The sequence below is a fragment of the Deinococcus aquaticus genome, assembly GCF_028622095.1.
In the GTDB taxonomy this organism is placed as follows: domain Bacteria; phylum Deinococcota; class Deinococci; order Deinococcales; family Deinococcaceae; genus Deinococcus; species Deinococcus aquaticus.
On the sequence record NZ_CP115165.1, the window covers coordinates 1880546 to 1905861 of the forward strand.

Consider the following 25316-nt stretch of genomic DNA (forward strand, 5'->3'; position numbering starts at 1 on the left):
CTGGACTGGTCAGGTCGCGCATACGCTGTTGACCATCAACCATCAACCATCAACCATCAACCATCAACCATCAACCATCAACCATCAACCATCAACCATCAACCATCAACCATCAACCATCAACCATCAACCCCAGCTGGCGTAGCGCCGCGTCCACCTGCGCTTCCAGGTGGGGGAGGTCGCCGCTGTTCTCGATGATCACGGTGGCCCGGCTGCGTTTCTGCTCGGCGGGCATCTGGCGGGCGTCGCGGGCCAGCACCTCGGGTTCACTCAGGCCGCTGCGCTGCATGACGCGTTGCACGCGGAGGGTCAGGGGGGCGTCCACGACGATCACGGCGTCCATCTGCGCGTGCAGGCTTCCCTCGAACAGCAGGGGCACGTCCTGCACGACGGTCTTCTCGCCCCGTGCGGCGGCCTGCTGCTCCAGCGCCGCCATGCGCGCCCGCACGCGTGGGTGCGTGACGGCGTTCAGGTCCGCCAGGGCAGCCGGGTCGCTGAACACCCGCGCAGCCAGCGCGGCGCGGTTCAGCTGACCGCCGCTGGTCCCGCCGGGACTGACCACGCCGGGAAAGCGGGCTGCCAGCAGGGCCAGCACCTCCGGGTCCTGCGTGACCAGCCGGGCCTGCTCGTCGGCGTCCAGGACGGTCAGGCCGCGCGCGCGTAGCAGGGTGGCGACGGTACTCTTGCCCGCGCCGATGCTGCCGGTCAGCCCGATCCGGCGGACGGAGGGCGGGGTGGTCGGCGGCGGGGTGGGCGCGTTACCTGCTGGGTGACGGTCGGCAGGACTCATACGGACTCCGATGGAATGGTTTGCAAAAACCGTTCCATCCGAGCGGACGCGAGCAGGAGCAGAGAGGATTCCGGGCGTGGAGTTGGCAACCCGGTGTTGTCCCGGGTTGTTAACGAAACAGACGGAATCCGTATCATGCCTCCGACTGTAGCAGCCGGCCCGGAACGGACGGGGGATCCGCCTGAAGCTGCCGTGGGCGGCCAACGACCCGGAAGCCTTTCCTATCAGACACCAGTCATGCGGTCGGTGAAGACTGTCAGAATGAGCTTCTGCGCATCTCACAGCGACTTCACCCGGGCTGTGTTGGTTCTCACGTATTATTCGCTCATGCCAAATTCTGGCAGGGCGTGGTTGGTCCGGCGCGCAGTTGCCGGTCCGAACCCCACGGAGGTTTCCGAGTGAATCGACGCACGACTGTTTCTGGCCTGCTGGGCCTGCTGACCACCCTGGGTCTCGCTGCGGCCCAGACTGCCCCCACCACGCCCACTCCTGTGGTCCCGGCGGCTCCTGCCCCGGCCACCACGCCCGCTCTGGTGACGCCACCAGCGGCCGCGCCGACCCGGACCATTCCGGCGGTGAACTACGTGGCGCTGGGCGTGTACTACTACGAGCAGGGTCAGTTCGATCAGGCATACGTGGCGTACCGCGCGGCCAGCGAGATCGACCCCCGCAACACGGACGCCCTGATCGGCCTGGGCCGCGCGCAGGTGAAACTGCGCCTGTACAGCGCCGGGATCGAGACCCTCAAACGCCTGATCAGCGTGGATAGCCGCAACTTCGATGCGTACGTCTCGCTGTCCCAGGCGTACGTGCAGCAGTACATCGGGGCGGGTGACCGCGCGGCCGTCAGCAGCAACCTGGGCGAGGCGCTGCGCATCCTGACCGACGCCGAGGCGCTGGCGCAGACGCCCACGGCCGGCAAGAACGTGCCGCTCAGCCGCGTCTGGAACGAGCGCGGGTACGTGTACAAGTTGCAGGGCGACGCCACGAAGGCCATCGAGGCGTTCCGGCAGGCGACCACCCTGAACCCCGACAACTCGATCCTGCTGTACAACCTGGGTGACATGTACTACGCGACCGGGAACATCCCGCAGGCGCTGGACTACCTGCAGCAGGCCGTGATCGTGGACCCCCGCGACGCGTACAACCGCGCGTACTACGCCAAGCTGCTGGCCCTGAGTGGGAACGTGGCGGCCGCCCGTCCCGAGGCGGCGCAGGCCGCGAGGCTGGCCCCGAAGAACGCCTACGCGGTCGGTCAGTACGGTGTGGTCAGTTACCTGGGCAAGGACACGGCTACGGCCCGCTCGCAGCTGACGCAGGCCGTGACGCTGGACCCGCTGCGCTACCCAGAGTTCTACTACTACCTGGGCCGCCTGAACCTGGACGGCGGTGACCTGAAGACCGCGCGTGAGAACCTGACGCGCGCCGCCGCGCTGGGCAGCGCCACCCCCGAGTACCTGTACTACCTGGGCCTGAGCTACGAGCGGGGCGCCGGAGCAGTGGCACCCGACCGACTGAAGGCCCGTGAGAATTACGAGGCGGCGCTGAAGCTCAGCCCCAGCTACCGGGTGGCGCAGGACGGCCTGAACCGCGTCCGCTGAGGCGGGCCGGACCTGCCAGACGGGTCCGGGCCGTTTCTGTCACAGAACTCTTACAGGCCTTCACGGGACTCACACAACACTTTTTTGGCGGGGCGGTCAGCGAAATACAGCAGACCGCCCCGCTTCTGTGCCGGGCTGACCCTGGTCTTCTGCTGCCGATACTGGCGCAAATGCCGTCTGGGAGGCAGAAAAAACGGACATAGGTCGGGGGAAAACCGGGCAGTCCTATACCCCCGGATGGGGGTGATCGCTTGGGCGGCGCTTCATCCACTGCGTCGTGAGCGGCCTGAAAGGGACGTCTGGCTAAGGTAGGGGCACTTCAACCGCTGACCCCACTCAGGCAGCGAAAAGGACTCCCTCATGCCCACCCTGAACCTGCCCCTGACCCTCCTGATCCCGGCCACCCTGCTGCTCGCCTCCTGCGGCGGCGGCCCCAGCGCCCCCAGCGCTGCCATCGGCAGCAGCGCCACCACGGGCGGGCAGGGCAGCGCCGCGCGTGACGCCGGCAGCCAGACCATGAGCAGCGAGGAAGCCCAGATTCTCAAGGAGATCAACGAGGCCCGCGCCGTGCCGCGCACCTGCGGCACACAGGCCTTCGCGGCGGCCGCGCCCGTCACCTGGAACGGTTACCTGGCCGGGGCGGCCCGCACCCACGCCGGCGACATGGCCGAACGCGCCTACTTCGACCACGTCACCCCCGAGGGCCGCACGCCCGCCCAGCGCGCCGAGGCCGCCGGGTACACGGGCTGGCAGGAGATCGCTGAGAACATCGCCGCCGGGTACACCCTGGGCAACGTCACGCAGGGCTGGCTGGACAGCCCCAGCCACTGCAAGACCCTGATGGACCCCACCCTGAAAGAAGTGGGCGTGGGCTACCTGTACAAGCCCGGCAGCAAGTACGGCACCTACTGGGTGCAGGATTACGGCACGCGCTGAGGCGTGACCGCACCGCGCACCAGGGTTGAAGCTGGGCGCACGCGACAGAAAAAGGGCGGGACGGTTCTGTGAGGGGAGCCGTCCCGCCCGGCTTGTTGTGCCCCTGCCACGGAGCGGCTCAGCGTGCCCGGTCCGGAGGGGCCACGCCAGACATTCGTTCCAGCGCAGCCGGTTCAGACGGCCAGTTCAAGATGGCCGGTTCAGGCAGCCGGACGCACCGGGCCGGGCCGCGCCGCTAGACTGACCGGGTATGCCCGTGCCCGCCACCCCGCCCACCAGCGCCCCTGACAGCGCCGCCGCCCTGGCCCGCGCCGTGCAGTCGCGCGATACGACCCCCCAGGACCTGACGGCCGCCGCCCTGGCCCGCATCGAGGCGGCCCGCGAACTGAATGCCGTCCTGAGCGTCAACCCGCACGCCGCCGAGCAGGCCGGGCAGGTGCAGGCCCGCCTGAACGCCGGCCAAGCCCTGCCGCTGGCCGGCGTGCCCGTGATCGTCAAGGACAACATCAACGTGACCGGCACCGCCACCACCAGCGGCAGCCGCATCCTGCGCGGGTACGTCAGCCCCTACGACGCCACCGCCGCCGCCCGGCTCGTGCAGGCGGGGGCCGTGATCGTCGCCAAGGCCAACATGGACGAGTTCGCCATGGGCAGCTCCACCGAGAACAGCGCCTACGGCCCCACCCTGAACCCGTACGACACGGCCCGCGTGCCCGGCGGCAGCAGCGGCGGCAGCGCCGTGGCTGTCGCTGCCGGCCTGAGCGCCGTCAGTCTGGGCAGCGATACCGGCGGCAGCGTCCGCCAGCCCGCCGCGTTCACCGGCGTGTACGGCCTGAAACCCACTTACGGCCGCGTCAGCCGCTACGGCCTGATCGCGTACGCCAGCAGCCTCGACCAGATCGGGCCGTTCGCCCGCAGCGCCGAGGACCTCGCGCTCGTCATGAACGTCATCGCGGGGCATGACCCGCACGACGCCACCAGCCTGCACGCCCCGCCCGCCTTTGCCGCCGGGACGCCCGACGACCTGCGCGGCCTGCGGGTCGGCGTGATCACCGAGAGCCTCGCCGGGAATACGGCGGGCGTGAACGCCACGCTGAACGCCACCCTGGACGCCCTGCGCGGTGCGGGCGCGACCACCGCCGAGGTCAGCCTGCCGGAACTGCGGTACGCCATCGCCGCGTACTACCTGATCGCCATGCCCGAGGCCAGCAGTAACCTCGCCCGTTTCGACGGCATGGTGTACGGCCAGCGCGTGCCCGGCAGCGACGTGACCGAGGCCATGACCCTGACCCGCGAACAGGGCTTCGGCCCGGAAGTGCAGCGCCGCATCATGATCGGCACCTACGCCCTCTCAAGCGGCTACTACGACGCCTACTACAGCAAGGCCATGAAGGTCCGCCGCCTGATCGCCGACCGTTTCACGCAGGCCTTCGCGCAGTTCGACGTGCTCGTCACGCCCACCAGTCCCTTCCCGGCCTTCCGGCGCGGCGAGAAGACCAGCGATCCGCTGGCCATGTACGCCGCCGACGTGGACACGGTTGCCGTCAACCTCGCGGGCCTCCCCGCCCTGAGCGTCCCCGCCGGGTTCGAAACCGTGGACGGCACGCCGCTGCCGGTCGGCATTCAGTTCATCGCGCCCGCCCTGCAAGACGAACGCCTCGTGCAGATCGCTGGAGCCCTGGAAGGCATCGGGATCGCGCAGCCGCAGGTGGCTCCCGGCTACTGATCCTGGAAGTGGTGAGTGGGAAGTGGAGGGTCACGCGCCCACTCACCACTTCCCACTTTCTACTGCTTCTTCACGCCCAGGCGCGCACGACTTTCAGTTGTTCGCCGTTGCCGTCCACGACGGCCACGAGGTCGCCGTTCAGCGTGACGACGTGGCGGCCCAGGGCGGGGTGGGCCGGGCGTTTGCCCTGGCGGAGTTCGCGGGCCACGCGGTCGTCGGCCTCGATGACCGGGAAGTCCAGCGCGGCGAGGTCCGGGATGCCCGCCGCCTCGGGTAGCCCGTCCAGGGTGGCGGCGTCCCGCAGGTCGTAGCGGCCCACGCGCGTGCGGACCAGTCCGCCCAGGTGGGCGGGCACGCCGAGCGCGCCGCCCACGTCGCGCGCCAGCGAGCGCAGGTACGTGCCGCTGCCCACGCGGGCGCGGACCAGCAGGGTGGGAAACTCGCCCAGCGCGGGCGGCAGGGTGAAGGTATGACCTGTGTCCGCAGGGGTCCAGCTCTGCGGGTCGAAGGTGCGCGGCGCGGCCTCCACGCTGGGGTAGATGCCCAGCAGGTCCAGCGAGTGGATGGTCACGTTCCGCGCGGGCAGGTCCAGCGCGCCCCCGGCGCGGGCCACCGCGTACGCCCGCTGACCGCCCACCTGAATGGCGCTGTACTGCGGCGGCACCTGCGCCTGCGGCCCCGTGAAGGATTGCAGCAGCGTCTGCACGTGCGCCGGGTCCAGGGGCGGCACGTCGCCCGTCTCCTCGACCGGCCCCTCGGCGTCCAGGGTGGGCGTCCCGGCCCCCAGGCTGATCCACGCGAGGTAGTCCTTGCTGTCGGCCTCCATGAACTGCACGACCTTGGTGCTGTCGTCCACGCACAGCACCAGCACGCCGGTCGCCAGGGGGTCCAACGTGCCCGTGTGTCCCACGCGTTTCGTGCCGCGCGCCCGCCTCGCGCGGTTCACGACATCGTGAGAGGTGAGGTTCAGAGGTTTGTCGACGGCGATCACGGGCATAAGCGCGAGGCTAGCAGAGGACAGGGCGCGACAGTGGGCAGTGGTGCCGGGGGATTCCCGCGGTCTCCTTCCTGCCGCCCGCTCCCCACTCACCTGCTTCCCGCGTAGACTGAGCCCCGTGTTGCGTGTCGCGTTCTGGCTGACCGCCCTGCTGTTCGTTCCGCTGGGCCTGTACCTGTACTTTCTGTCGCCGGGCGTGGCGGCCCTGGTGGGCGTCTCGCCGCTGTGGCTGGCCCGCGTGAGCGGCGCGCTGCTGCTGGCGTGGGGCGCGTTCCAGGTGGCGGCCAGTTTCAGGCCCGACGCCGTGAAGGTCGCAGGCCTGGCCGGCGGAAACCTGCTGTGCGTGGCCGCGCTGCTGCCCGCCGCGCTGCGCGGCGCGGAGTCCCTGCCGCCGGCCCTGCGCTCGCTGCTGCTGGGCCTGTCGGCCTTCCTGCTCGTCCTGGCCGTCCTGGCCATTCTTTCCTTTCCATCCCGCCGGGGGCACCTATGACCGACCGATCCGCTGACCACCCTGACTCCACGCCCGCCAGTCCCGGCGGGGAACGCCTGCAAAAACGCCTCGCGCGCGCCGGGATCGCCTCACGCCGCGCCGTGGAGGACATGATCAAGGCGGGCCGCGTGACCGTGAACGGCGAGGTCGCCGTGCTGGGCCGCACCGTCACCGACGCCGACGACGTGCGCGTGGACGGGCAACTGGTCGAGACGACCGCCGTCGAGAACGTCACGTTCATGCTGCACAAACCCGCCGGGTACGTCACGACCGCCCGCGACGAGTACGGCCGCCGCAACGTCCTGGACGCCATGCCCAGCATTCCGGGCTTGCACCCGGTCGGGCGTCTCGACAAGGACTCCGAGGGCCTGCTGCTGCTCACCACCGACGGGCAGCTCACGCTGAACCTCACGCACCCCCGCTACGGGCACGAGAAGGCCTACCGCGCCTGGACCGAAGGGGACGCGCCGCCCACCGCCGAGGAACTCGAAGCCCTGGTGACGGGTGTGGAGCTGGAAGACGGCGTGGCGCGCGCCGTCAGTGCCGAGCAGGCCCGCGAGGGCGCGTTCGTGGTGCTGGGCGAGGGCCGTAACCGGCAGGTGCGCCGCATGCTGGAAACCATCGGCCACCCGGTCTACCGCCTGCTGCGTTACCGCGTGGGTGGCCTGTGGATGGGCGACCTGGAACCCGGCGAGTTCCGTCAGCTGAACCAGAAGGAACTTCAGGATCTGCTGCACCCGGACCGCATGCCGCCCGCCGTGTGGGACCGCGCGCAGCGTGAGACGATGGCCCGCTGGGGCTGAGCCTCCCCGTCCCTGCGCCCTCACGCGCCTGCCCGCCCGGGTGGGGTCCGTGGGGGCGGTCTGCTATGCTCTGTCCTTGCGGGGGAATGTTCGGCCGCGCCCAGGCGTGAGTCTGGGTGAGGAAAGTCCGGGCACCGCAGGGCAGGGATGCCAGCTAACGGCTGGTCGGCGAGTCAAGTACCCGGTGCGCGCGCCTGCGCCCGGGTGGCGGCGAAGCCGAAGGACAGTGCCACAGAAACCAGACCGCCACCTGCTGGCGTGCAGAACGTGAAGCCCCGGCGCGGGCGGGCAGGTGGTCAGGGTGAAACGGTGCGGTAAGAGCGCACCAGGCTCCCGGGAGACCGGGAGTGTCTGGTAAACCCCATCCGGTGCAAGACCCGACAGTGCGCGAGGGTGGCCCGCCCTATGACCGCCAGGATGGTCGCTTGAGGCGCGCGGCGACGCGCGTCCCAGAGAGATGGCCGAACAGTCACGAGAGTGACGGACAGAACCCGGCTTACAGTTCCCCCGCACCACACGCAGGCAGGCCGCCCCGCTCAACCGGAGGCGGCCTGCCTGTTCTGGTTGTGGGCTGTGGGTTGTCGGGTACGGACCTTTCCTGCAACCCTCCTGCAACCCACCACCCACGTTCTACTTCCGGGCGTCCAGTGCGGCCAGCACGAATCCGGCGATCATCAGGACGCCGCCAATGGGCGTGACGGCGCCCAGGATCTTCACGCCGGTCAGGGTCAGCAGGTACAGGCTGCCGCTGAAGATCACGGCCCCCGCCAGCAGCGGCCAGGGCGCACGCGTCTGGGCGGGCTGGGTGCCCAGGATCAGCAGGGCCAGCGCGGCGTACATCTGGTAGCGCACCCCGGTCTCGAAGGTACTCAGGGCTTCGGGCGTCAGCTGGGTTTTCAGGGCGTGGGCTCCGAAAGCGCCGAGCGCGACGCCCACGGCGGCCAGGACGGCGCCGGTACGCAGGGCATTGAGGGCAGGCATGCCGCTGATGCTAGTGGGGGAGGGCAGGGGGAAGTGTCCTGACTGCCCTGATGGGCTGGTGTCCTGACGGGGCGGGCCGGTGCGGCAGGCGGCGGCTGGTGGGAGCTGGCCGGCCTGATGCGGGGAAGGCGGGGCCGGATGGGGGCTCCGGTGGGGACGGGAGCGGCGCAGGTGGGCGCGGGTGGGTGAACGGTGGGAATTGGTGGTAATTGGTGGGGATGACTGTTACACTCGCCGCATCAACCTCAATACGTTTAGTTCGTGTTCATGGTTGAACGTGTCGGCAGCCGGGCGTCACCTGACGCTGCGCCGGGCCGACCGGTGAAACGAAACGCGCAGGAGTTGAGGGGGAGACGTTGCCGTTTGGAGAGTACCCGTACACCATTGACGACAAGGGGCGAGTGGTCATGCCACCGCCTTTTCGTGAGTTCGTGGAGGACGGCATGATCCTGACGCGCGGCATGGAAGGCTGCCTATACGTGTTCCCGCTGACCAGCTGGAAACGCGTGGAAGAGCAGCTGGAAGGTCTGCCCCTCACGGACGCCGGTTCGCGGGCGTTCGTGCGTTTCTTCTACTCCGGGGCCAGCAAGGCCCGGCTGGATAACCAGAGCCGCGTGTCGGTCCCGCAGACGCTGCGGGCCTTCGCGGGACTGGACAGTGACGTGATCGTGGCGGGCGCGCCCGGCCGCCTGGAACTGTGGAACCCGGCCCGCTGGGACGCGGCCATCACGGCCGTGCAGGACAACCCACCCAAACCCGACCTTCTCGTGAACTTCGTGGCGTGATCAGCATGAACCCAGATACAGAGCATCCCAACTTCCCGGACCGCACTGACGGCCCGTCCGAATCCGGCCCCCTCAACTCCGACCTTCTCACCGCCAACCTGTCCGCCGATCCATCCCTGACCGACCCCGACGCCCCTGACGCGGCCGGGGCCTTCTCGCACGTGCCGGTGCTGGCCGACGAGGTCACCGAGGCCCTGGCTCCCGCGCCGGGCAAGGTGTTCGTGGACGGCACGCTGGGCGGCGCCGGGCACACCGGGCTGCTGCTGGCGACCGGCGCGACCGTGTACGGCATCGACCAGGACCCCTTCGCCCTGAACCGCGCGCGGGCCGCGAACCACCCGGGCCTGCACGTCCTGGAAGGCAACTACCGCGACATGGTCTCGCTGCTGGCGGGCGCGGGCGTCACGCAGGTGGACGGCATCCTGCTGGACATCGGCGTGAGTTCCTTTCAGCTGGATGACGGTGGGCGCGGCTTCTCGTACCACACCGAGGCTCCGCTGGACATGCGCATGAGCCAGTCGGGCGAGACGGCCGCCGACGTGGTTAACGAGTACGACGAGGAGGACATCGCCGCGATCATCTACGAGTACGGCGAGGACCGCCTGTCCCGCCGGATCGCGCGCGGCATCGTGTACGCCCGCGAGAAAGCGCCCATCGAGACCACCGTGCAACTGGCCGAGATCGTCAAGCGGGCGTACCCGGGCTTCAGTAAGGGCATCCACCCGGCCCGGCGGACCTTCCAGGCGCTGCGGATTCACGTGAACGACGAACTGGGCGCGCTGCGCGACGGTCTTCAGGCTGCCGAGACGTTGCTCGCCCCCAGCGGACGGCTGGCCGTGATCAGCTTCCACTCGCTGGAGGACCGCATCGTGAAACGCTTCCTGCTGGGCAGCCAGGTGCTGTCGCCGCTGACCAAGCGTCCCGTGATCGCCTCCGAGTCCGAGCAGGCCGTCAACCCCCGCGCCCGCAGCGCGAAACTCCGTTCGGCTGTCCGGGTGGACGGCGGGCAGGACGCATGATGTGGCCGCCCCTGAACCGCGCCCGGCCTGACGGTGAGGGCCGCCCGCCCGCCGGGCCACGTTCCGGGCCGCTGTTCGGGTCTCTGCGCCGCGTGTGGCCGGCCACCCTGGTGGTGGATACCAGCCTGCCCACCTGGCGGGGCCGCGCAGTGCGGTACGTGCTGATCTACCTGCTGATGGTGGTGACGCTGGTGATCGTGCGCGGCGCGACGCAGCACATCCGCCCGGACCTGCGGGCCGCGCAGGTGCGCGAGGCTGAACTGACCACGCAGCGCGACACGCTGGTGTTGCAGGTGCAGGCGCTGGAGAACCCGCAGCGGCTGCGGAGCTGGGCGTTCGCGAACGGCATGCGCCGGTTCACGGACGCCGACAAGGTCACGGAAACCATTCCGCCGGTGCCGTCCGTGCGGGTGCCGGGCGTACCGGAACACAAACTGGAGGTGAGGACGCAGTGGAGGTGAAGATCCGCAACCGCTCGGCCCTGATGCGGGTGCTGGCACTGGGTATGTTCCTGACGCTGGTGTGGGCGTACGCGCAGCTGGAGTGGGGGGTGCCGCAGACCGTGAGAAGCTCGGTGGTGCAGGCGCGCGGTCCTATCGTGGCGTCCGACGGGAAGGTGCTGGCCACCAGCGTGAACGGCAAGCGCGTGTACCCGCAGGGCAGCATCGCGGGGCAACTGGTTGGCATGATGGGCACCACCGACGGCCTCGAGGGCCTGGAAGCGGCGTACAACGGGCCGCTGAGTGCCGGGCAGCCCCTGAAACTCACGCTGGACACCCAGGTGCAGGCCTCGGCCGAGGCGGCGCTTGCCAAGGCCGTGCCGGAGCATCAGGGTCAGTACGGCACGGTGGTGGTCCTCGAAACCCGTACCGGGCGCGTGCTGGCCGCCGCCACCTACCCGCCCTTCGATCCGAATGTCTGGCGCCGATACAACCAGGAGACGCGCCGTAACCGTGCGTTCGTGGATAACTTCGAGCCGGGCAGCACCGTCAAGGCGCTGGTCGTGGCCGCCGCCATGAACGAGGGCCTGACCACCCCGGAGACCGTGTACGACACGCCCATGCGCCGCTTTGTGGGGGGCCGCTGGGGCAGCACCATCGGGGACGCGGTGGATCACCCGGGCGCGCTGAGTACGCAGGGCATCCTGCGCTACAGCAGCAACGTGGGCATGAGTCACATCGTGGAGCACTTTCCCATGGAGTCCATGCGGGGGTACCTGCAGCAGTACGGGTTCGGCCGTGACGTCAGCATGCCGGCCATTCCCACGGCGTCCGGGCAGTTGCAGCCGCTGCCGCGCTGGAATGAGCTGGTGCGCGCCACGAACGCGTTCGGGCAGGGCATGAGCAGCACGACGCTGCAACTGGCGGCGGCCTTCAATACCCTGGCGAACGACGGGCAGTACATCTCGCCCCGGCTGGTCGAGGGGGCCGGTGGGGTCGAGCGGCGCGAGGTGGTGCAGCCTGAGGTGGCCCGCACGACCCGCCGCCTGCTGCAGACTGTGATCACTGAGGGCATCTTCTCGCAGGCCGGGATCAAGGGGTACAACCTGGCCGGGAAGACCGGGACGGCGCAGACGGTGGACGCCAGGGGCCGGTACTCGGCGACGGTGTTCGACAGCGTGTTTGCGGGCTTTTTCCCGGCCGAATCGCCCCGCGTGACTATCGCGGTGATGGTGCACGCTGCGAAATTTAAGTACCACGGGTCGCAGCTGGCCGCGCCCATCTTCAAGGAGATCTCGGCGGACGTGCTGTCCGGCTGGGCGGCTGCGCCCGGGAGGGCCCAGACGGAAGGTGAGTGAAAGGTGAGTGCGGGCTGCGAATTGACCGGCCGGTCAACAGCTTCCGGCCACTTCTCACGCTAAAGAGGTTGCTACCAGAGTAAGTTGCGTCACAAGTTCGGCCATTTGTTCCCCGAAAACTGGGGTTCAGATGGCCGATTTTGTCTGGAACAGAACAAATCTATGAGAAACTAAATGAGAGGATTAGAACTTATCTCATTTTTAGATTGCTGTCTGGAAAAGCCAATTTAATGATTAATATACCGAGTACAAAAATAATGGATCTTTAAAATGAGATCATAAACCAGTTTTTCCCACAAAGGTGCCATCTTCCCCCCGTACGCTCATTCTCAAGAGAGGGAAAGCCTTCATGCTGGCACCCGCACCTGAATCCCACCACACCAACGCCGGGCACAGCCGCTTGACAGCCGCGCCTGCAGGAGACCACATGCTTCAACCGCTTATCCGCTGGACCCGCACCATCCTGTTCAGCCTCGTTGGAATGACCGCCGCGTCCGCCCAGACGGCCGCCACCGTCGCCCTGACCCAGCCCGCCAGCCCCGCCCTGCCTGCCAGCACCGTCGCCACCGACGCCGTCCGCAGCGCCCTGAGCGTCGTGCCCGCCCCCGCAGCACCCACCGCCCAGAGCGCCGCGCAGGTCCGCGCTGAGGCCGTTGCCCGCGCCGAGGCCCAGTCCGCGACCCTGGCCGTTACCCCCATCCGCGGCAAGAGCGCCATTGCCCGCTCGACCGCCTACAACAGCGTCCCCGGACAGACCGACGCCACCCCGTTCATCACCGCCACCGGCACCCGCACCCGCCCCGGCGTGGTCGCCCTGTCCCGCGACCTGCTGCGCACCTTCCCCTACGGCACCAAGGTCATGCTCGAAGACCTCAGCGGGAAGTACAGCAACATGCTCAAGGGCCGCATCTTCGTCGTCGAGGACACCATGGCCGCCCGCAAGACCAACTCGGTCGACGTGTGGATGGCCACCCGCACCGAAGCCCTGAACTGGGGCGCCCGCCAGATCCGCATCACCGCCGTCCGCTGACCGGGCCACACACCCCATACCACCCAGGCCGGGCCGCTCCACGTGAGCGGCCCGGCCTGCTGTCATACGGACTCCGTCCGTTTCGTTCACAACCCGCCAGGGCACCGGGTTGCCAACTCCACTCCCGAAGTTTGTTCTGCTCCTCCTCTGCGGGGCAGCTCTACGAGTCGCGTCCGCTCGGACCCAGCGGCTTTGCAAGCCATTCAATCGGAGTCCGTATCAGAAGGGGGCGCAGGCCCCGGCCAGAAGAACAGCCCCCGGTCAGAAGAAACAGACCGGCCAGTCCCTGCGCCTGCGGCCAGCCGCCGCAGCGGGGCTCCGGGGCCTCTCTGGTATCCTCCGCCTTGCATGACTTCAGCCCCGGCCACCCCATCCGAGCGCGGCCCCGCCGCTCCTGACCGCTCGCTGGCCTGGTCCCTGGCCCGCTCCCACCTGCGCCGCCGCCGCACCCAGAACGTCCTGACCATTCTGGGCATCGCCGTGGGTGTCATGGCGCTGATTGCCGCGCTGAGCCTCACCAACGGCTTTACCCGCGCGCTGATCGACGCGACCCTGCGCGCCAGCCCGCACCTGAGCGTCACGGCCTTCACGCCCTCCCGGCCCGACCCGGAACTCCAGGCAGCCCTGCAGGCCGACCGGCGCGTGCAGGCCTTCACGCCCTTCCTGGCAGACAAGGGTCTGCTGACCCGCCCCGCCAGTGAGGGCCGCGCCGCCGGAGTGGATTTTGCCACGCTGTTCGGCATGACCGGCGCGGCCGGACAGGTGCTGGACCTGCCCGACGCGGAAAGCGCGGCCCTGTCGAACCTGAAGGCCGGCGAGGTGATGCTCGGCTCCGCCCTGGCCCGCAACGTCGGCGCGTTCACGGGTGACGAGGTGCGCCTGCTGAACAGCACGCAGCGCCGCACCAGCCTCACCGTGCGCGGCGTGTTCACCACCGGCAACTACCTGATCGACTCGGCGTACGCCTTTACCAACCTGCAGACCCTCCAGACCCTTCAGGGCACGCAGAACATCACGGGTTACCAGCTGCGCCTGACCAATCCGGACCTCGCCCCGGCCGTCGGCAACGACCTGACCCGCACCCGTGCCTACTCCGCGCTGCCGTGGCAGAGCCTGTACGGCACCCTGCTGGATCAGCTGGCCCTGCAGAAGAAAGTCATCGGGTTCGTGGTGCTGCTGATCGTCGTCGTGGCCGCCTTCGGCATCGCGAACGTCCTGACACTGGCCGTGTTCGAGAAGACGCAGGAAATCGCCATCCTGCGCGCTATCGGGGCCACCCGCAGCCTGATCACCCGCGTGTTCCTGCTGGAAGGCCTGGCGCTGGGCCTGGGCGGCCTGCTGCTGGGGAACCTGCTGGGCCTGGGCATCAGCGCATACTTCACGGTGCGGCCCTTCACGCTGCCCGGCGACCTGTACTTCATCACCAGCCTGCCGGTCGAGGTGCGCCTGACCGACCTGCTGGGCGTGAACGCCATCGGCCTGATCACCACCCTGCTGGCCGCCCTGATTCCCGCCCGCCGCGCCGCCAGCATCGAACCCGCCCGCATCATCCGCTGACCCGCCGCGCTCCCCGCTCCCGCCGCGCGAGCCTGATCGCCAGCTGAACCGTCATAAATATTTGCCCCTGCGCCGCTCATGGTGCGTCATCTACCGCCCGCTAGGCTGACCCCATGAAAAAGTTCCTGATGATCCCGGCCGCCCTGCTGCTCAGCACCGCCGCCGCCGCCCCCAAGATCAGCGCCCAGAGCATCATCGTGAACCCCACCCAGCCTGACCTGAACGTCAGCGTGCGCGTGGACAAGGACACCAGCGGCGCGCAGAACCCCGCCTACCGCATCGACGACAAGATCAGCATCAGCGCCACCGTCAACCGTGATGCGTACGTGTACCTGTTCAACGTCAACCCCGACGGCAGCGTCGACCAGATCCTCCCCAACCGCCTGAGCGACAGCAACTTCGTGAAGGCCGGCACCACCAAGACCTTCCCCGCACCCGACGACAAGTTCAACTACACCGTCGCCGGCCCCATCGGCCAGAACAAGGTCCTGGCCCTGGCCAGCGCCACCGAACTGGACCTTGCCCAGATCAGCACCTTCAAGACCACCCAGGACCAGTTCGCCACCGTGAACGCCAAGAACCAGAACGGACTGGCCCAGGCGCTGAGCATCGTCGTGACCCCCCTGCCCCAGAACAGCTGGGTCAGCGACACCGCCTTCTACACCGTCGCTGCACGCAACCCGGTCAGCACCGGCAGCCTGTTCGTCGGCACGAACGTCGCCAATGCCAGCGTGATCCTGAATGGCCAGACGCTCGGCGCGGCCAACGTCACGTACAGCAACCTGCGGGCCGCCACCTACCCCGTGCGCGTCAAGGCCCCCGGCTACCGTGACTACACCACCACCATCACCGTCCGCGCCGGCGCTACCACCAACCTGAACGTCGAGTTCGCGCAGGCCGTCACGCCCGCCCCCGTCACCGGCCGCTACACCGTCACCATCCGCACCAGCGTGAACGGGGCCCGCGTGTTCGTGGACGGCCAGGAAGCCGGCGCGGTCAGCGGCGGCCTGCTGAACCTGCAGCTGACGCGCGGCACGCACGAGATCCTGCTGATCGCCCCCGGCTACCGCACCTTCAGCAACACCTACAACATCACCCAGGGCGGCCAGATCACCATCACCCCCACCCGCTAAACCCAGCGCGGCACAACAGAAAACCCCCCACCCGATCACGCGGTGGGGGGTTTTCCCTTACGCCCCGACACAACTGGGGGCGCGGCGTGCCGATCCTGTCTGGTCTCGCCCCGGGCCTCACGGAACCGGGCCGGGTGCGTCTCAGCCCGGGCCGTCGGTCAGCAGGTCGTGCAGCACGCGGGCCGTCATGCCCCAGATGTCGTGGCCCTGCCAGGGGTATCGGTATAGCGGCACCCGCTGACCATCCGGCAGGGCGCGCGTTTCACGCACAACCGGCGTGGCCCGCAGGTCCGCCAGGGACGGCAGCAGCAACTGCGCCACCTCACCGCTCAGGGTCAGGGTCGGTTCGGCCGGCACGCGTGCCAGCACCGGCGTCACGTGAAACCCGACCGGCGTGAACACGTCGTCCAGTTCACCCAGCACCGTCACCTGGGCGGGATCCAGGCCCACTTCCTCCCAGGCTTCCCGCACGGCGGCCTGCGTGGGGGTCTCAGCGGCCTCCAGGCTCCCGCCGGGAAAACTGATCTGCCCCTGGTGGGTCGGCAGGTCCGCCGAGCGCACCGTGAGCAGCACGCGCGGATCCACCTCGCGGGTCAGGGCGACCAGCACGGCCGCGCGGCGGTACGTGGGCAGGTGCAGGCTGCGCCGCTCACGCTCGCCCACCCACAGCGCCCAGGGGTCCGCCAGCGCCGAATCCAGCGGGTCCACGCTGCTCACGGCTCTGAACCCTGATCCGGCAGGGCGCGCAGCGTGGCCAGCGAACGGTCCCGCAGTGCCAGTTCCGGGTCCACTCCCGCGCTGCGCGCCCAGGCGACCACGGCCGCCAGCACGTCCGCCACGCCCCCAGCGGTATCCGGGGCCTGCGCGGCGGCCTGCGCGACCGCCGCACGGGCTGCTGCCTCCGCACCCTTCGGGACGCCCGCCAGCTTCTGCGTTTTCGCCTCACGGGCCAGCGCTCCCAGCCCGGCCGGCACGCGGTCCTCGGCGCGGCGCGGCTGGCCGCCGCGTTCCTGCGCCTTGATCTCCTGCCAGTTCCTCATGACGTCCGCGCTGTCCTGTACGTTCACCTCACCGAACACATGGGGGTGACGGCGCACCAGTTTCTCCACCACACCGCGCTCGACGGCCGCGTAATCGAACGTGCCGGCCTCCTCGGCAATCACGCTGTGGAACGCCACCTGAAGCAGCACGTCGCCCAGCTCGTCACTGAGCGCCGCCGGGTCGCCGCTGCCCGCCGCGTCAGACGCCTCGGCCGCCTCCTCCAGCAGGTAGGGGCGCAGGGATTCGTGGGTCTGCTCCTGATCCCAGGGGCAGCCGTCGGGGGCGCGCAGGCGGCGCATGATTGTCAGCAGGTCCTGCATACCGCCAATGTAACGCGCTGGCCCACACCTGTTCCCGTCACCGCCACCCCACGGCCAACATGAGGCCGGGCCGCCCACTGCGCGCGGTCCCTCACCCTCACTTCACGCGGCGTCAGGTGGCATGTGATGCACTGCTGCCATGACCCTTACCGCACCCCGCACCCTGACCCTCCTGCCCGCCGCCCTGCTGCTCACTGCCGGCCTCCAGGGGGCCGGCGCCCAGGTCGCCCCGGCCAACTGGAACGGCGCGGCCCTGTCGTCCGCCACCTTCGTGATCCTGGACCCCCAGATTCAGGGGAACCCCAACGCCGTCAGCGCCCAGCAGCGCCAGGGCGTCCTGGAAGCCATGAAACGCGACTCGGCCGGAGCCATCAAGCGCCGCTACCCGAACGCCGTGATCGCCACCGACCCCGCCGCGCCCGGCGCCGTGCAGGTCAAGCCGGTCCTGGTCACGCCGTCCGTGCTGGCCCCCTGGAACAAACTGACCGCCCAGCTGGAATTCCGTATGCCCGCCGGGAACAACGTGATTCTCAAGCAGGACTTCGGCGTGCTGACCCTCTGGCAGAAGCAGTCCGAGGCGGCCAACTACATGTACGACGTGCTGGCCCAGCGCCTGCCCTGAACGCCGCCTGATCCTGCCTGTCCGGCTGGAACGGGCAGGCGTTTTACTGTACGCTGGGCGCAGAACCTCTCATTTGACCTGTGGGTCAGTGAGCTGGGATTGCCGGGTGGACGCCCACTGCTCAGGCAATGCCGACGCCCACTGAGCTTACCCGGCTGAGACGTTCGGAACCGGAACGATCCATGACACGCGACTGAACAACTGGGCGCACTGTGGAGGTGAGGGTTGAGATGACCAGAAAAGAGTACCTGATCCGTTGCGCACTCATCAGCGTCCGCCGCCGCCTGGGCCGCGTGGTCCTGACCGGCCTCCTGCTGGGAGCCGCGGCCGCCGCCCTTGGCCTTCCGCTCGCCCTGGCCGCCCTTGGCCTGCTGCTGGGCATGGCCGGCACGGCCGCCTGGATCGCCGTTCAATCCTCTCAGCGCCACGCGGATGACGTGCTGCCCGCCTCGGTCACGCGGGGCGATACCGTGCAGCCCTCCTGACTGCAGACAGCCGCTGCGTGCGGCCAGGAGAACGTTCATTCGGAAGCCTGCTTACATGGACGCCCCGGTTCCCGTGTTAACGTCCGGACATGACGGATTCCAGTAATTCCACTACCAGCACGAAGAAAAGCGCCTTCATTACCGGGGCCAGCAAGGGCATCGGTCTCTCGGTCGCGCGCGCCCTGATCGCCGACGGGTACGCCGTGACCATCACCAGCCGGAACGCCGCCGAGATCGCGCAGGTTGCGGGTGAACTGGGCGCGCAGGCACGTGGCGTGGCCTGCGACGTGAAGGACCCGGCGGCCGTGCAGAGCGAGGTGGACGCCCACGTGCAGGCCTTCGGTGGTCTGGACGTGCTGTTCGTGAACGCGGGTGTGGGGCACTTCGGGAATATTGCGGACCTGAGCATTCAGGAGTGGCAGGACGTGATCGACACGAACCTCAGCGGTGCGTTCTACACCGTCAAGGCGGCCATTCCGGCCCTGTCGCAGAGCGGCGGGTACATCTTCACGCTGTCCAGCCTTGCCGGGAAGAACCCCCTGCCGGGCGGCGGGGCGTACAACGCCAGCAAGTTCGGCCTGAACGGCCTCAGTGAGGTCATGAACCTCGACCTGCGTGACCGGGGCATCAAGGTCACGCAGATCATGCCGGGCAGCGTCGCCACGCACTTCGCGGGGCACACCCCGGACGCCCAGAAGGACGCCTGGAAGATTCAGCCGGAGGATCTCGCTCAGTTGACCGTGGACCTGCTGCACATGCCCGCCCGGACCCTGCCCAGCCGCGTGGAAGTGCGCCCCAGCCAGCCGCCGAAGAAGTAACCGGAAGGTGGGTGATGGTTGATGGAAAGGGGAGAGCCCGGTCCATCAACCATCACCTTTTGACCATCAACAGCTTTTGCCCGTGCTGCTAGAATGCGCGGGTGTACACGAACCGCCGCGCTCATTACGAGTACGAACTACTGGAGCGCTTCGAGGCAGGCATCAGCCTGACCGGCAGTGAAGTCAAGAGCATCCGCGCCGGTGGCGTGGATTTCCGTGACGCGTTCGCGCGCCTGAGCGGCGGGAACGTGGACCTGGAAGGTCTGTACATCCCCACGTACATGGAAGCGACCTACAACAACCACGAGCCGCGCCGCACCCGCCGCCTGCTGCTGAACCGTGACGAGATCAGCAAGATGAAGCGCGGCCTGGACCAGAAGGGCCTGACCCTGGTGCCCACCCGCCTGTACCAGAAAGGCCGGTACTTCAAGGTGGAACTGGCCCTGGCGCGCGGCAAGAAACTGCACGACAAACGCCGCGCCGAGGCTGACAAGACCGTGCGCCGGGAGCTGCGCGAACTGTGAGGGCCGGCCCAGTGACCCGCGCGGCGCGCGGACGGACCAGAGCGGCCTGGACGGTCCTGGCCGGCAGTCTGCTGCTGGTCGGACTGGCGAGCGCGCAGATCGCGTTCAGCCGCCTGAACCTGGCGGGCAAGCAGGTGGAGAGCATTCAGCTGTACGGCGCGGAGTACGCCAGTCAGTCGGCCCTGAGCGGCCTGCTGACCGTCGCGCGTGACGGCGGCGTGGTCCGCGTGACGGGGCTGGGGCACACGCTGCTGCTGCCCATCGACGAGGATCAGCAGCGGGCCACGACCACCTTCAACACCGTGCAGCTCGACACGCGCCGCCTGAACGCCCGCGCCGCCACGCTGGTGAACGGCAACCTGTACCTGCCGCTGGACACCCTGGCCAACGGTCTGGGCGCGCAGTACCAGAAGGGTGAATTCAAGGTGGCGGCCCCGGCCCTGCTGTCGGTCAGCAGCCGCGCCGGACGGGACAGCGACCGCATCGTGCTGGACCTGAGCCGCGACGTGGAGATCAGCGACGAGCAGCGCGGCGACCGCGTGGTCGTCACGCTGCGCGGCCTAAGCGGCGACGCCCGCCGCTACACCACGCGCGGTGCGTTCGTCCCGAGCGCTGAGGTTAAGCGCGAGGGCAGCGACCTGACCCTCACGCTGCCCGTGACGGCCGCCACCGGGTACCGGGTGTTCAAGGTCGTGCGGCCCGGTAGCGTACGCGTCGTCGTGGACGCCGGACCGGGTGTCGGCCGCCGCAGCCCGGAACTGCTCAGGCGCGTCACGCGGCCCCTGGTCGTGCTGGACCCCGCGCGGGTCAGTGGCGTGGGCCGCGACGTGACGCTGGACGTCGCCCGGCGCGCGGCGGAACTGCTCACCCGCGCCGGGTGGCAGGTGCAGGTCACGCGGGATACCGGCAGCGCCCTGAGCCGCGAGGACACCCTGAAACTCGCCCGTCAGAGCGACGTGTACCTGGGACTGGACCTGGGCCGCTTTCCGGGTTCGTCGCGTGGCGGCGTGACCGTGTACGAGCAGACCGGGCAGGCCCCGGCGCGCATCGTGAATTCCATCCGCACCGGCACCAGCGTCCCGTACGGCGGACTGGTCGTCGCCGGGACCGGCAGCACCCGCCGCCTGAGCGAACTGCTGCGCGGCGAACTGAAAGGCGGGGGCGTGAACGCGGCGCAGGAAACCACCTCGCGCGTGCTGACGCTGGGCGAGGCCCCGCAGGCGGCCCTGCTGCTGGAACTGGGATGGTCCAGTAACTCGCAGGACCTCGCGAACCTGACGGTGGATGACCGCCTGCAGGTCATGGCGGTCGCCGTGGCCCGCTCGGTCGCCACGTACCTCACAGCCCGCGCGAACAACAACGCCAACATCTCGGCCGAGGGAGCCGCGCAGTGAGCGGCGCGCTGGGCGGTGTGGCGCGGGTGTTCTCGCTGTTCAACGTGGTCGCGGCGGGCCTGCTTGCCACGTCGGTGCTGGCGCTTCAGGCGGTGCAGCGCCCCCCGGTGGCCCCCACGCCTCCCAAACTGGAACTGACCGAACGGACGTCCCTGAAAGTCAAGGTGTACTTCACGGACAGCAAGGTGCAGCTCCTGAAACCCGAGACACGTACCGTGCTGGTCACCAAGAGTAACGCCCGCGCGGTCGCCCAGGCGGCCCTGAACGTCTGGGCGGACGGCCCGTACGACCGGAACCTGCTGGCCGTCGTGCCGGCCAAAACGGCCCCGCCGAAGGTGTACCTGCGCGGGCAGCATTTCTTCGTGGACCTGCCCGCCGCGTACGCCAACCTGCGCTACGGCACCAGCGGCGAGCGGATGCTGCTGTGCACGGTGACGCGCACCCTGCTCGAGGACCGGGGTGAGGACGTGACCTTCCTGGTCGGCGGGGAGAACGTGGAAAGCCTGGGCCACCTGGATCTGCGCGAGCCGTACACCCGCCGGGACTGCGCCGACCAGTGACGCCCGCCGCCCCCCGCCCCGGAGGTCCGGCCTGAGCCTCAGGTGCCCCGCCTGAGCGCCCAGCGCGCGACCCGTCATGCTTCAGAGCGTCACCCTTCAGGGTTTCAAATCCTTCGCTGACCGCACCCGCCTGGACTTCGGTCCCGGCGTGAGCGCCGTCATCGGTCCGAACGGCAGCGGCAAGAGCAACGTGGTCGAGGCGATCCGCTGGGCCACGCATCAGGCCCGCGCGCGTGAACTGCGGGCGGCGCGCGCCCAGGAACTGATCTTCCACGGCAGCGGCGGCAAGGCCCCGCTGGGACTGGCGGAAGTGCAACTGGAACTCCGCACGCCCGCCGGGGAGCGCGTGAACCTCGCGCGGCGCATCTACCGCGACGGGGCGGCCGAACAGGACCTGAACGGCCGCCCCGCCCGCGTGCGCGACGTTCACGGGGCGCTGCGCGGCACCGGCCTGGGACCGGGCGGACTGGCCGTGATCGGGCAGGGCGAGGTCAGCGGCGTCGTGCAGGCCGAGGGGAAGACCCTGCTGGGGTACGTGCAGGAGGCCGCCGGGCTGTCCCGCGCCGTCACCGCCCGCCAGGAAACCGAGGCGCGGCTGCGCGAGGCCGACACACACCTAGACGCGCTGAGGCTGGTGCTTCAGGAACGCGCCGCGACCCTGGCCCGCCTGGAACAGGCCGCGCTGGACGCCCGCCGCTGGCACGACCTGACCCTGCGCACCCTGACGCTTCAGGACGCCCTGAAACGCGAGCGGCAGGCCGCGCTGGCCCGCGAGATCGCCGCCGCGCGCGCTGAGGCCGCCGAACTGGACGCCCGCAGCGCCGCGCTGGGCGGCGAGGTGCAGGCCGCCGCCGCTGCCGTCGAGGCCGCCCGCGAGGCCGCGCAGGCCGCCCGCGCCCGGCGCGACGCGCACGCCGGAGCCCTGGAGACCCTGCGGGCCGCCCGCGCCGCGCACGAGCAGGCCGCCCGTTACCGCGACCACTTGGACCGCGAGCAGGTCAGCCTGAACGCCGAACTGGCCGCGCTGCCCACCCGCATGCCCGACCAGCTCGCCCCGGACCTGGGCGCGCTGGACGCCGCGCTGCACGCCGCCCGCGAGGCCGCCGCCGCTGCCGAGGCCCGCGCCCGCCGCCTGGACGCCGACCTGACCCGCGCCCGCGCCCTGGTCGCCCGCGCCGCCGAGGCGCACGCCCGCCAGGACGCCAGCCGCGAGACCCTGCGCGCCGAACTGGACCGCGCGCAGGGCAACCTGGAAGTCACGCTGGAGAACCTCGCGGCGGCCCGCGAACGCCTGGACGCCGCCCGCACCGCGCACGCGCACGCCGCGCAAGGGCACGCCGCGCTGCACACAGAGCGCGAGGCCGCCGCTGCCCACGAACGGCACCTGGACGCCGAACTGGCCCGCGTGAACGCCAGCGTCGCCCCGCTGCGCCGCGAACGCGAACGCCTGGAAGCCGCCCTGAACTCCTACGCCCGCTACGGCGAGGGCGCCCGCAACGCCCTGCGCCTCGACCATGCGGGCATCGTCGGGTCCGTCGCGGACCTGCTGACCGTCCCCGCCGAGTACGAGGTCGCGGTGGGCGCCGCGCTGGGCCGCCGCCTGGAACAGGTCGTCGTGAACCGGGCGGACGACGCCCGCGAGATCATCGAGGAACTCCGGCGCAGCGGGGGCCGCGCGACCTTCCTGCCGCTGGACCTGATCCGCGCCCGCCCCCGCCGCGACGCGGCCCTGCTGCGCGAGGACGGCGTGATCGGCAACCTCGCGGACCTGTGCCCCAGCGACCCGCCCCTGGTCGCCGAGAGCATCCTGGCCGACACGCTGATCGTGCGGGACCTGCGCGCCGCGAACCGCATCGCCCGCACGCACGCCAGCCGCCCGCGCCTCGTGACGCTGGACGGCGAACTCGTTGAACCCGGCGGGGCCATCACCGGGGGCCGCGCCCGCGATACCGGCAGCGGCGTTCTGGCCGACCAGCGCCGCTTCCAGGAACTCGACGCGGAACTGGAGGACGCAGACAGCCAGGGCGCACGCCTGAGTGCCGAACTGAAGAAGGTGCAGGCCACCCTGGGCGGCAGCGACGAACGCCACGCTGCGCTGCGCCGCGCGCTGGACGACGCCACCCGCGAGGAGCAGGCCGCCGAGCGGCGCGTCACGGAACTTGCCGCGCAGGAACGCAGCCTCCAGGCCAACCGCGACCGCCTCGCCGCGCGCCTCGGGCCGGACGTCGATCCCACCCCCGCCGACCTCCCGGAACCCGGCGCGCCCCTGCCGGACCTGATCGCCCTGGAAGCCGACCTGCACACCGAACGCGCCGCCGCCGAGACGCACCGCGCCGCCGAACGAGGGGCCGCCGAGGCCCTCGCCCTGGCCCGCGAGACGGACGCCGCGTGGCGCGCCTTCCGCGCCGGCCGCGCCCGCGCCGGGGAACTCCGCGAGCGCCTGAACGCCAGCGCGCAGGCCATCGCCGCGCAGGACGCGCACCTGCACGCCGCCGCCGCCGAGGTCACGCGCCGCGAGGCTGCGCTCGGCACGCTCGACGAACACGAGGCCGCCCGCGCCGACTACACCCGCGAGCAGGCCGCGCAGACGTACAGCAACCTGATCGCCACGCAGAACCGCGCCCGCATCCGCCTGGAAGACCTGCGCGTTCTGATCGCCCGGCGCGAGGGCAGCCTGGAACCCATCCCCGACGGCTGCCTGCCGCCCGGCACGCCCCGCGAATGGACGGCCGAACTGAACGCCGCCCGCGCCGCGCTGGACGCCCTGGGACCCGTGAACGCCCGCGCCGAGGCCGACCTGCACGCCGAACAGGCCGCGCTGGACGCCCAGCAGGCCGAACTGACCGACGCCGACAGCGCCGCCGCCGAACTGCGCGCCCACCTGCACGACCTCGAAACCGCCGAGGGGACCGCCACCGCCGCTGCCTTCGACCGCGTGAACACCGCCTTCCGCGAGTACAGCGCCGAACTGCTCGGCGGAACCGGCGAACTGGAACGCGAACTCGACGACCAGGGGCGCCTGCGCGGCCTGCGCCTCGCCGTGCAGCCACGCGGGAAACGCACCCGCTCCATGACCCTGCTCTCGGCCGGGGAACGCACCATGGCGGGCCTGGGGTTCCTGTTCGCCCTGAACCACGCCGGCGGGGAGGGTAGTGCGGGTGGCCTCCCGCTGGCCGTGCTGGACGAGGTGGACGCCCCGCTGGACGAGGCGAACATCCGCCGCTTCACCGCCTTCCTGAAACTGTTCAGCGAGCGCGGCGCGCAGTTCCTGCTGGTCACGCACCAGAAGGCCACCATGGAAATCGCGCACGCCCTGTGGGGCGTCACCACCGACCAGACCGGCGCCAGCCGCGTCCTGAGCATCAAACAGCCCGGCGAGGCACAGGCCGGGTAAGCGGAGCTGTCAGCACGGGCAATTCTGCTGGCAACTCCCCGCCGCGCCCGCTACAGTCACGGCATGAACCCAGCCCGCGCGCCCCAGTCCGTCCCGGCCCGCCTTGCCCAGATCGCGCTGTACGGCGTGGCGGCCGCCGCTGTGGCCGGGTTGGTCGCCCTGATTGTCAGTGCCGTCCTGAACGGCAGCCTCACCCGTAGCGGGACGGCCGACGCGCTCGGCTGGGGCGCGCTGATCCTGGGCTTCCTGTCCGGCGCGGTCGCGTACTCGCAGTCCGGGCAGAGCCGCATCGAAAGCACGATGCGCGCCCGCCTGGGCGAAGGCTACCGCGCGCCGGGCCTGCCCTGGCCGCAGATTCTGGCGCCGCTGATCGGGGCGGGCATCCTGTCGGCCATCGTGTTTGCCCTGAACTGACCTGGACGCTGGCGGATGACCTTCCTCCTGTTACGGCATCTGCCAGATGAGGGAGGGGCTGCCCCCGCCGGGCTGCGCCATTCGGGCAGTGGTGCCGG

General features: G+C 70.0%; 25 protein-coding genes and 1 other RNA gene. 21 read left to right on the forward strand and 5 right to left on the reverse strand.

What is annotated here, in order from left to right; all coding sequences use genetic code 11:
* Positions 1-112: 112 nt before the first annotated feature.
* The gene (gene coaE / locus M8445_RS09125) at positions 113-790 is read right to left on the reverse strand and encodes a dephospho-CoA kinase (protein WP_273987461.1); all 678 of its coding nucleotides are present in this window, start codon (positions 788-790) and stop codon (positions 113-115) included.
* Positions 791-1188: 398 nt separating this feature from the next.
* Here coaE and M8445_RS09130 point away from each other — a divergent pair, with 398 nt between their 5' ends.
* From M8445_RS09130 to gatA, 3 genes are all read left to right on the forward strand, one after another.
* Positions 1189-2391, forward strand: a complete 1203-nt coding sequence (locus M8445_RS09130) for a tetratricopeptide repeat protein (RefSeq protein ID WP_273987462.1) — start codon at positions 1189-1191, stop codon at positions 2389-2391.
* Positions 2392-2751: 360 nt separating this feature from the next.
* The gene (locus M8445_RS09135) at positions 2752-3327 is read left to right on the forward strand and encodes a CAP domain-containing protein (protein WP_273987463.1); all 576 of its coding nucleotides are present in this window, start codon (positions 2752-2754) and stop codon (positions 3325-3327) included.
* A 250-nt stretch (positions 3328-3577) separates the two neighbouring features.
* Positions 3578-5053 carry an Asp-tRNA(Asn)/Glu-tRNA(Gln) amidotransferase subunit GatA gene (gatA, locus tag M8445_RS09140; RefSeq protein WP_273987464.1) on the forward strand — a complete coding sequence of 492 codons (1476 nt, stop codon included), beginning with the start codon at positions 3578-3580 and terminating at the stop codon, positions 5051-5053.
* Positions 5054-5123: 70 nt separating this feature from the next.
* On the opposite strand, the gene truB is transcribed toward gatA, so the two are convergent.
* A complete protein-coding gene (gene truB / locus M8445_RS09145) occupies positions 5124-6050 on the reverse strand; it encodes a tRNA pseudouridine(55) synthase TruB (protein WP_273987465.1) in 927 nt (308 codons plus the stop codon).
* Between the two features lie 118 nt (positions 6051-6168).
* Between truB and M8445_RS09150 the strand changes: the two genes are divergently transcribed.
* The 3 genes from M8445_RS09150 (at position 6169) to rnpB (ending at position 7858) form a co-directional block, all read left to right on the forward strand.
* A complete protein-coding gene (locus M8445_RS09150; protein WP_273987466.1) occupies positions 6169-6540 on the forward strand; it encodes a hypothetical protein in 372 nt (123 codons plus the stop codon).
* A complete protein-coding gene (locus tag M8445_RS09155; RefSeq protein WP_273987467.1) occupies positions 6537-7343 on the forward strand; it encodes a pseudouridine synthase in 807 nt (268 codons plus the stop codon). Before M8445_RS09150 ends, M8445_RS09155 begins: the two co-directional genes overlap by 4 nt.
* Before the next feature lie 78 nt (positions 7344-7421).
* Positions 7422-7858: RNase P RNA component class A (rnpB, locus tag M8445_RS09160), an RNA gene on the forward strand.
* A gap of 115 nt (positions 7859-7973) precedes the next feature.
* On the opposite strand, the gene M8445_RS09165 is transcribed toward rnpB, so the two are convergent.
* Positions 7974-8324, reverse strand: coding sequence for a DUF423 domain-containing protein (locus tag M8445_RS09165; protein ID WP_273987468.1), 351 nt, complete (start codon positions 8322-8324; stop codon positions 7974-7976).
* Between the two features lie 356 nt (positions 8325-8680).
* On the opposite strand from M8445_RS09165, the gene mraZ reads away from it, so the two are divergent.
* The 7 genes from mraZ to M8445_RS09200 all read left to right on the forward strand — a co-directional run bounded on the left by mraZ (position 8681) and on the right by M8445_RS09200 (position 15646).
* The gene (mraZ, locus tag M8445_RS09170) at positions 8681-9109 is read left to right on the forward strand and encodes a division/cell wall cluster transcriptional repressor MraZ (RefSeq protein ID WP_273987469.1); all 429 of its coding nucleotides are present in this window, start codon (positions 8681-8683) and stop codon (positions 9107-9109) included.
* Positions 9110-9114: 5 nt separating this feature from the next.
* On the forward strand, positions 9115-10128 hold the full coding sequence (gene rsmH / locus M8445_RS09175; protein ID WP_273987470.1) for a 16S rRNA (cytosine(1402)-N(4))-methyltransferase RsmH: 1014 nt from the start codon (positions 9115-9117) through the stop codon (positions 10126-10128).
* A complete protein-coding gene (locus M8445_RS09180; RefSeq protein ID WP_273987471.1) occupies positions 10125-10589 on the forward strand; it encodes a hypothetical protein in 465 nt (154 codons plus the stop codon). Before rsmH ends, M8445_RS09180 begins: the two co-directional genes overlap by 4 nt.
* Entirely contained in the window at positions 10580-11926 is a 1347-nt protein-coding gene (locus tag M8445_RS09185) for a peptidoglycan D,D-transpeptidase FtsI family protein (RefSeq protein WP_273987472.1), read from the forward strand. The genes M8445_RS09180 and M8445_RS09185 overlap by 10 nt, the downstream gene beginning before the upstream one ends.
* 427 nt (positions 11927-12353) lie before the next feature.
* Positions 12354-12956 (forward strand): 3D domain-containing protein, encoded by a 603-nt coding sequence (locus M8445_RS09190; RefSeq protein ID WP_273987473.1) that lies wholly within the window; start codon positions 12354-12356, stop codon positions 12954-12956.
* A gap of 348 nt (positions 12957-13304) precedes the next feature.
* Positions 13305-14513: an ABC transporter permease gene (locus M8445_RS09195; protein WP_273987474.1), complete on the forward strand. Its 1209-nt coding sequence runs from the start codon at positions 13305-13307 to the stop codon at positions 14511-14513.
* A 113-nt stretch (positions 14514-14626) separates the two neighbouring features.
* The gene (locus M8445_RS09200) at positions 14627-15646 is read left to right on the forward strand and encodes a DUF4384 domain-containing protein (RefSeq protein WP_273987475.1); all 1020 of its coding nucleotides are present in this window, start codon (positions 14627-14629) and stop codon (positions 15644-15646) included.
* Positions 15647-15787: 141 nt separating this feature from the next.
* On the opposite strand, the gene M8445_RS09205 is transcribed toward M8445_RS09200, so the two are convergent.
* A complete protein-coding gene (locus M8445_RS09205) occupies positions 15788-16363 on the reverse strand; it encodes an NUDIX hydrolase (protein WP_273987476.1) in 576 nt (191 codons plus the stop codon).
* On the reverse strand, positions 16360-17007 hold the full coding sequence (locus M8445_RS09210) for a MazG family protein (protein ID WP_273987477.1): 648 nt from the start codon (positions 17005-17007) through the stop codon (positions 16360-16362). Before M8445_RS09210 ends, M8445_RS09205 begins: the two co-directional genes overlap by 4 nt.
* 139 nt (positions 17008-17146) lie before the next feature.
* On the opposite strand from M8445_RS09210, the gene M8445_RS09215 reads away from it, so the two are divergent.
* The 8 genes from M8445_RS09215 to M8445_RS09250 all read left to right on the forward strand — a co-directional run bounded on the left by M8445_RS09215 (position 17147) and on the right by M8445_RS09250 (position 25218).
* On the forward strand, positions 17147-17629 hold the full coding sequence (locus M8445_RS09215; RefSeq protein WP_273987478.1) for a hypothetical protein: 483 nt from the start codon (positions 17147-17149) through the stop codon (positions 17627-17629).
* A gap of 230 nt (positions 17630-17859) precedes the next feature.
* The gene (locus tag M8445_RS09220; RefSeq protein WP_273987479.1) at positions 17860-18114 is read left to right on the forward strand and encodes a hypothetical protein; all 255 of its coding nucleotides are present in this window, start codon (positions 17860-17862) and stop codon (positions 18112-18114) included.
* An 89-nt stretch (positions 18115-18203) separates the two neighbouring features.
* Positions 18204-18932 (forward strand): SDR family oxidoreductase, encoded by a 729-nt coding sequence (locus M8445_RS09225; RefSeq protein ID WP_273987480.1) that lies wholly within the window; start codon positions 18204-18206, stop codon positions 18930-18932.
* 101 nt (positions 18933-19033) lie between these two features.
* Complete coding sequence (gene smpB, locus M8445_RS09230; protein WP_273987481.1) at positions 19034-19456, forward strand: SsrA-binding protein SmpB; 423 nt, start codon at positions 19034-19036, stop codon at positions 19454-19456.
* The gene (locus M8445_RS09235) at positions 19453-20850 is read left to right on the forward strand and encodes an N-acetylmuramoyl-L-alanine amidase (protein WP_273987482.1); all 1398 of its coding nucleotides are present in this window, start codon (positions 19453-19455) and stop codon (positions 20848-20850) included. Before smpB ends, M8445_RS09235 begins: the two co-directional genes overlap by 4 nt.
* Positions 20847-21410 carry a GerMN domain-containing protein gene (locus tag M8445_RS09240; protein ID WP_273987483.1) on the forward strand — a complete coding sequence of 188 codons (564 nt, stop codon included), beginning with the start codon at positions 20847-20849 and terminating at the stop codon, positions 21408-21410. The genes M8445_RS09235 and M8445_RS09240 overlap by 4 nt, the downstream gene beginning before the upstream one ends.
* A 76-nt stretch (positions 21411-21486) precedes the next feature.
* Positions 21487-24804 (forward strand): AAA family ATPase, encoded by a 3318-nt coding sequence (locus M8445_RS09245; RefSeq protein WP_273987484.1) that lies wholly within the window; start codon positions 21487-21489, stop codon positions 24802-24804.
* A gap of 63 nt (positions 24805-24867) precedes the next feature.
* The gene (locus M8445_RS09250) at positions 24868-25218 is read left to right on the forward strand and encodes a hypothetical protein (RefSeq protein WP_273987485.1); all 351 of its coding nucleotides are present in this window, start codon (positions 24868-24870) and stop codon (positions 25216-25218) included.
* The last annotated feature ends 98 nt before the right edge of the window (positions 25219-25316 follow it).

Coding starts and splice junctions, on each gene's coding strand:
- M8445_RS09195 (WP_273987474.1), top strand. CDS start 13,305: ATGACTTCAGCCCCGGCCACCCCATCCGAGCGCGGCCCCGCCGCTCCT.
- M8445_RS09180 (WP_273987471.1), top strand. CDS start 10,125: ATGATGTGGCCGCCCCTGAACCGCGCCCGGCCTGACGGTGAGGGCCGC.
- M8445_RS09135 (WP_273987463.1), top strand. CDS start 2,752: ATGCCCACCCTGAACCTGCCCCTGACCCTCCTGATCCCGGCCACCCTG.
- M8445_RS09210 (WP_273987477.1), bottom strand. CDS start 17,007: ATGCAGGACCTGCTGACAATCATGCGCCGCCTGCGCGCCCCCGACGGC.
- rsmH (WP_273987470.1), top strand. CDS start 9,115: ATGAACCCAGATACAGAGCATCCCAACTTCCCGGACCGCACTGACGGC.
- M8445_RS09165 (WP_273987468.1), bottom strand. CDS start 8,324: ATGCCTGCCCTCAATGCCCTGCGTACCGGCGCCGTCCTGGCCGCCGTG.
- gatA (WP_273987464.1), top strand. CDS start 3,578: ATGCCCGTGCCCGCCACCCCGCCCACCAGCGCCCCTGACAGCGCCGCC.
- M8445_RS09225 (WP_273987480.1), top strand. CDS start 18,204: ATGACGGATTCCAGTAATTCCACTACCAGCACGAAGAAAAGCGCCTTC.
- M8445_RS09190 (WP_273987473.1), top strand. CDS start 12,354: ATGCTTCAACCGCTTATCCGCTGGACCCGCACCATCCTGTTCAGCCTC.
- M8445_RS09200 (WP_273987475.1), top strand. CDS start 14,627: ATGAAAAAGTTCCTGATGATCCCGGCCGCCCTGCTGCTCAGCACCGCC.
- M8445_RS09215 (WP_273987478.1), top strand. CDS start 17,147: ATGACCCTTACCGCACCCCGCACCCTGACCCTCCTGCCCGCCGCCCTG.
- M8445_RS09155 (WP_273987467.1), top strand. CDS start 6,537: ATGACCGACCGATCCGCTGACCACCCTGACTCCACGCCCGCCAGTCCC.
- coaE (WP_273987461.1), bottom strand. CDS start 790: ATGAGTCCTGCCGACCGTCACCCAGCAGGTAACGCGCCCACCCCGCCG.
- M8445_RS09250 (WP_273987485.1), top strand. CDS start 24,868: ATGAACCCAGCCCGCGCGCCCCAGTCCGTCCCGGCCCGCCTTGCCCAG.
- M8445_RS09245 (WP_273987484.1), top strand. CDS start 21,487: ATGCTTCAGAGCGTCACCCTTCAGGGTTTCAAATCCTTCGCTGACCGC.
- truB (WP_273987465.1), bottom strand. CDS start 6,050: ATGCCCGTGATCGCCGTCGACAAACCTCTGAACCTCACCTCTCACGAT.
- M8445_RS09220 (WP_273987479.1), top strand. CDS start 17,860: ATGACCAGAAAAGAGTACCTGATCCGTTGCGCACTCATCAGCGTCCGC.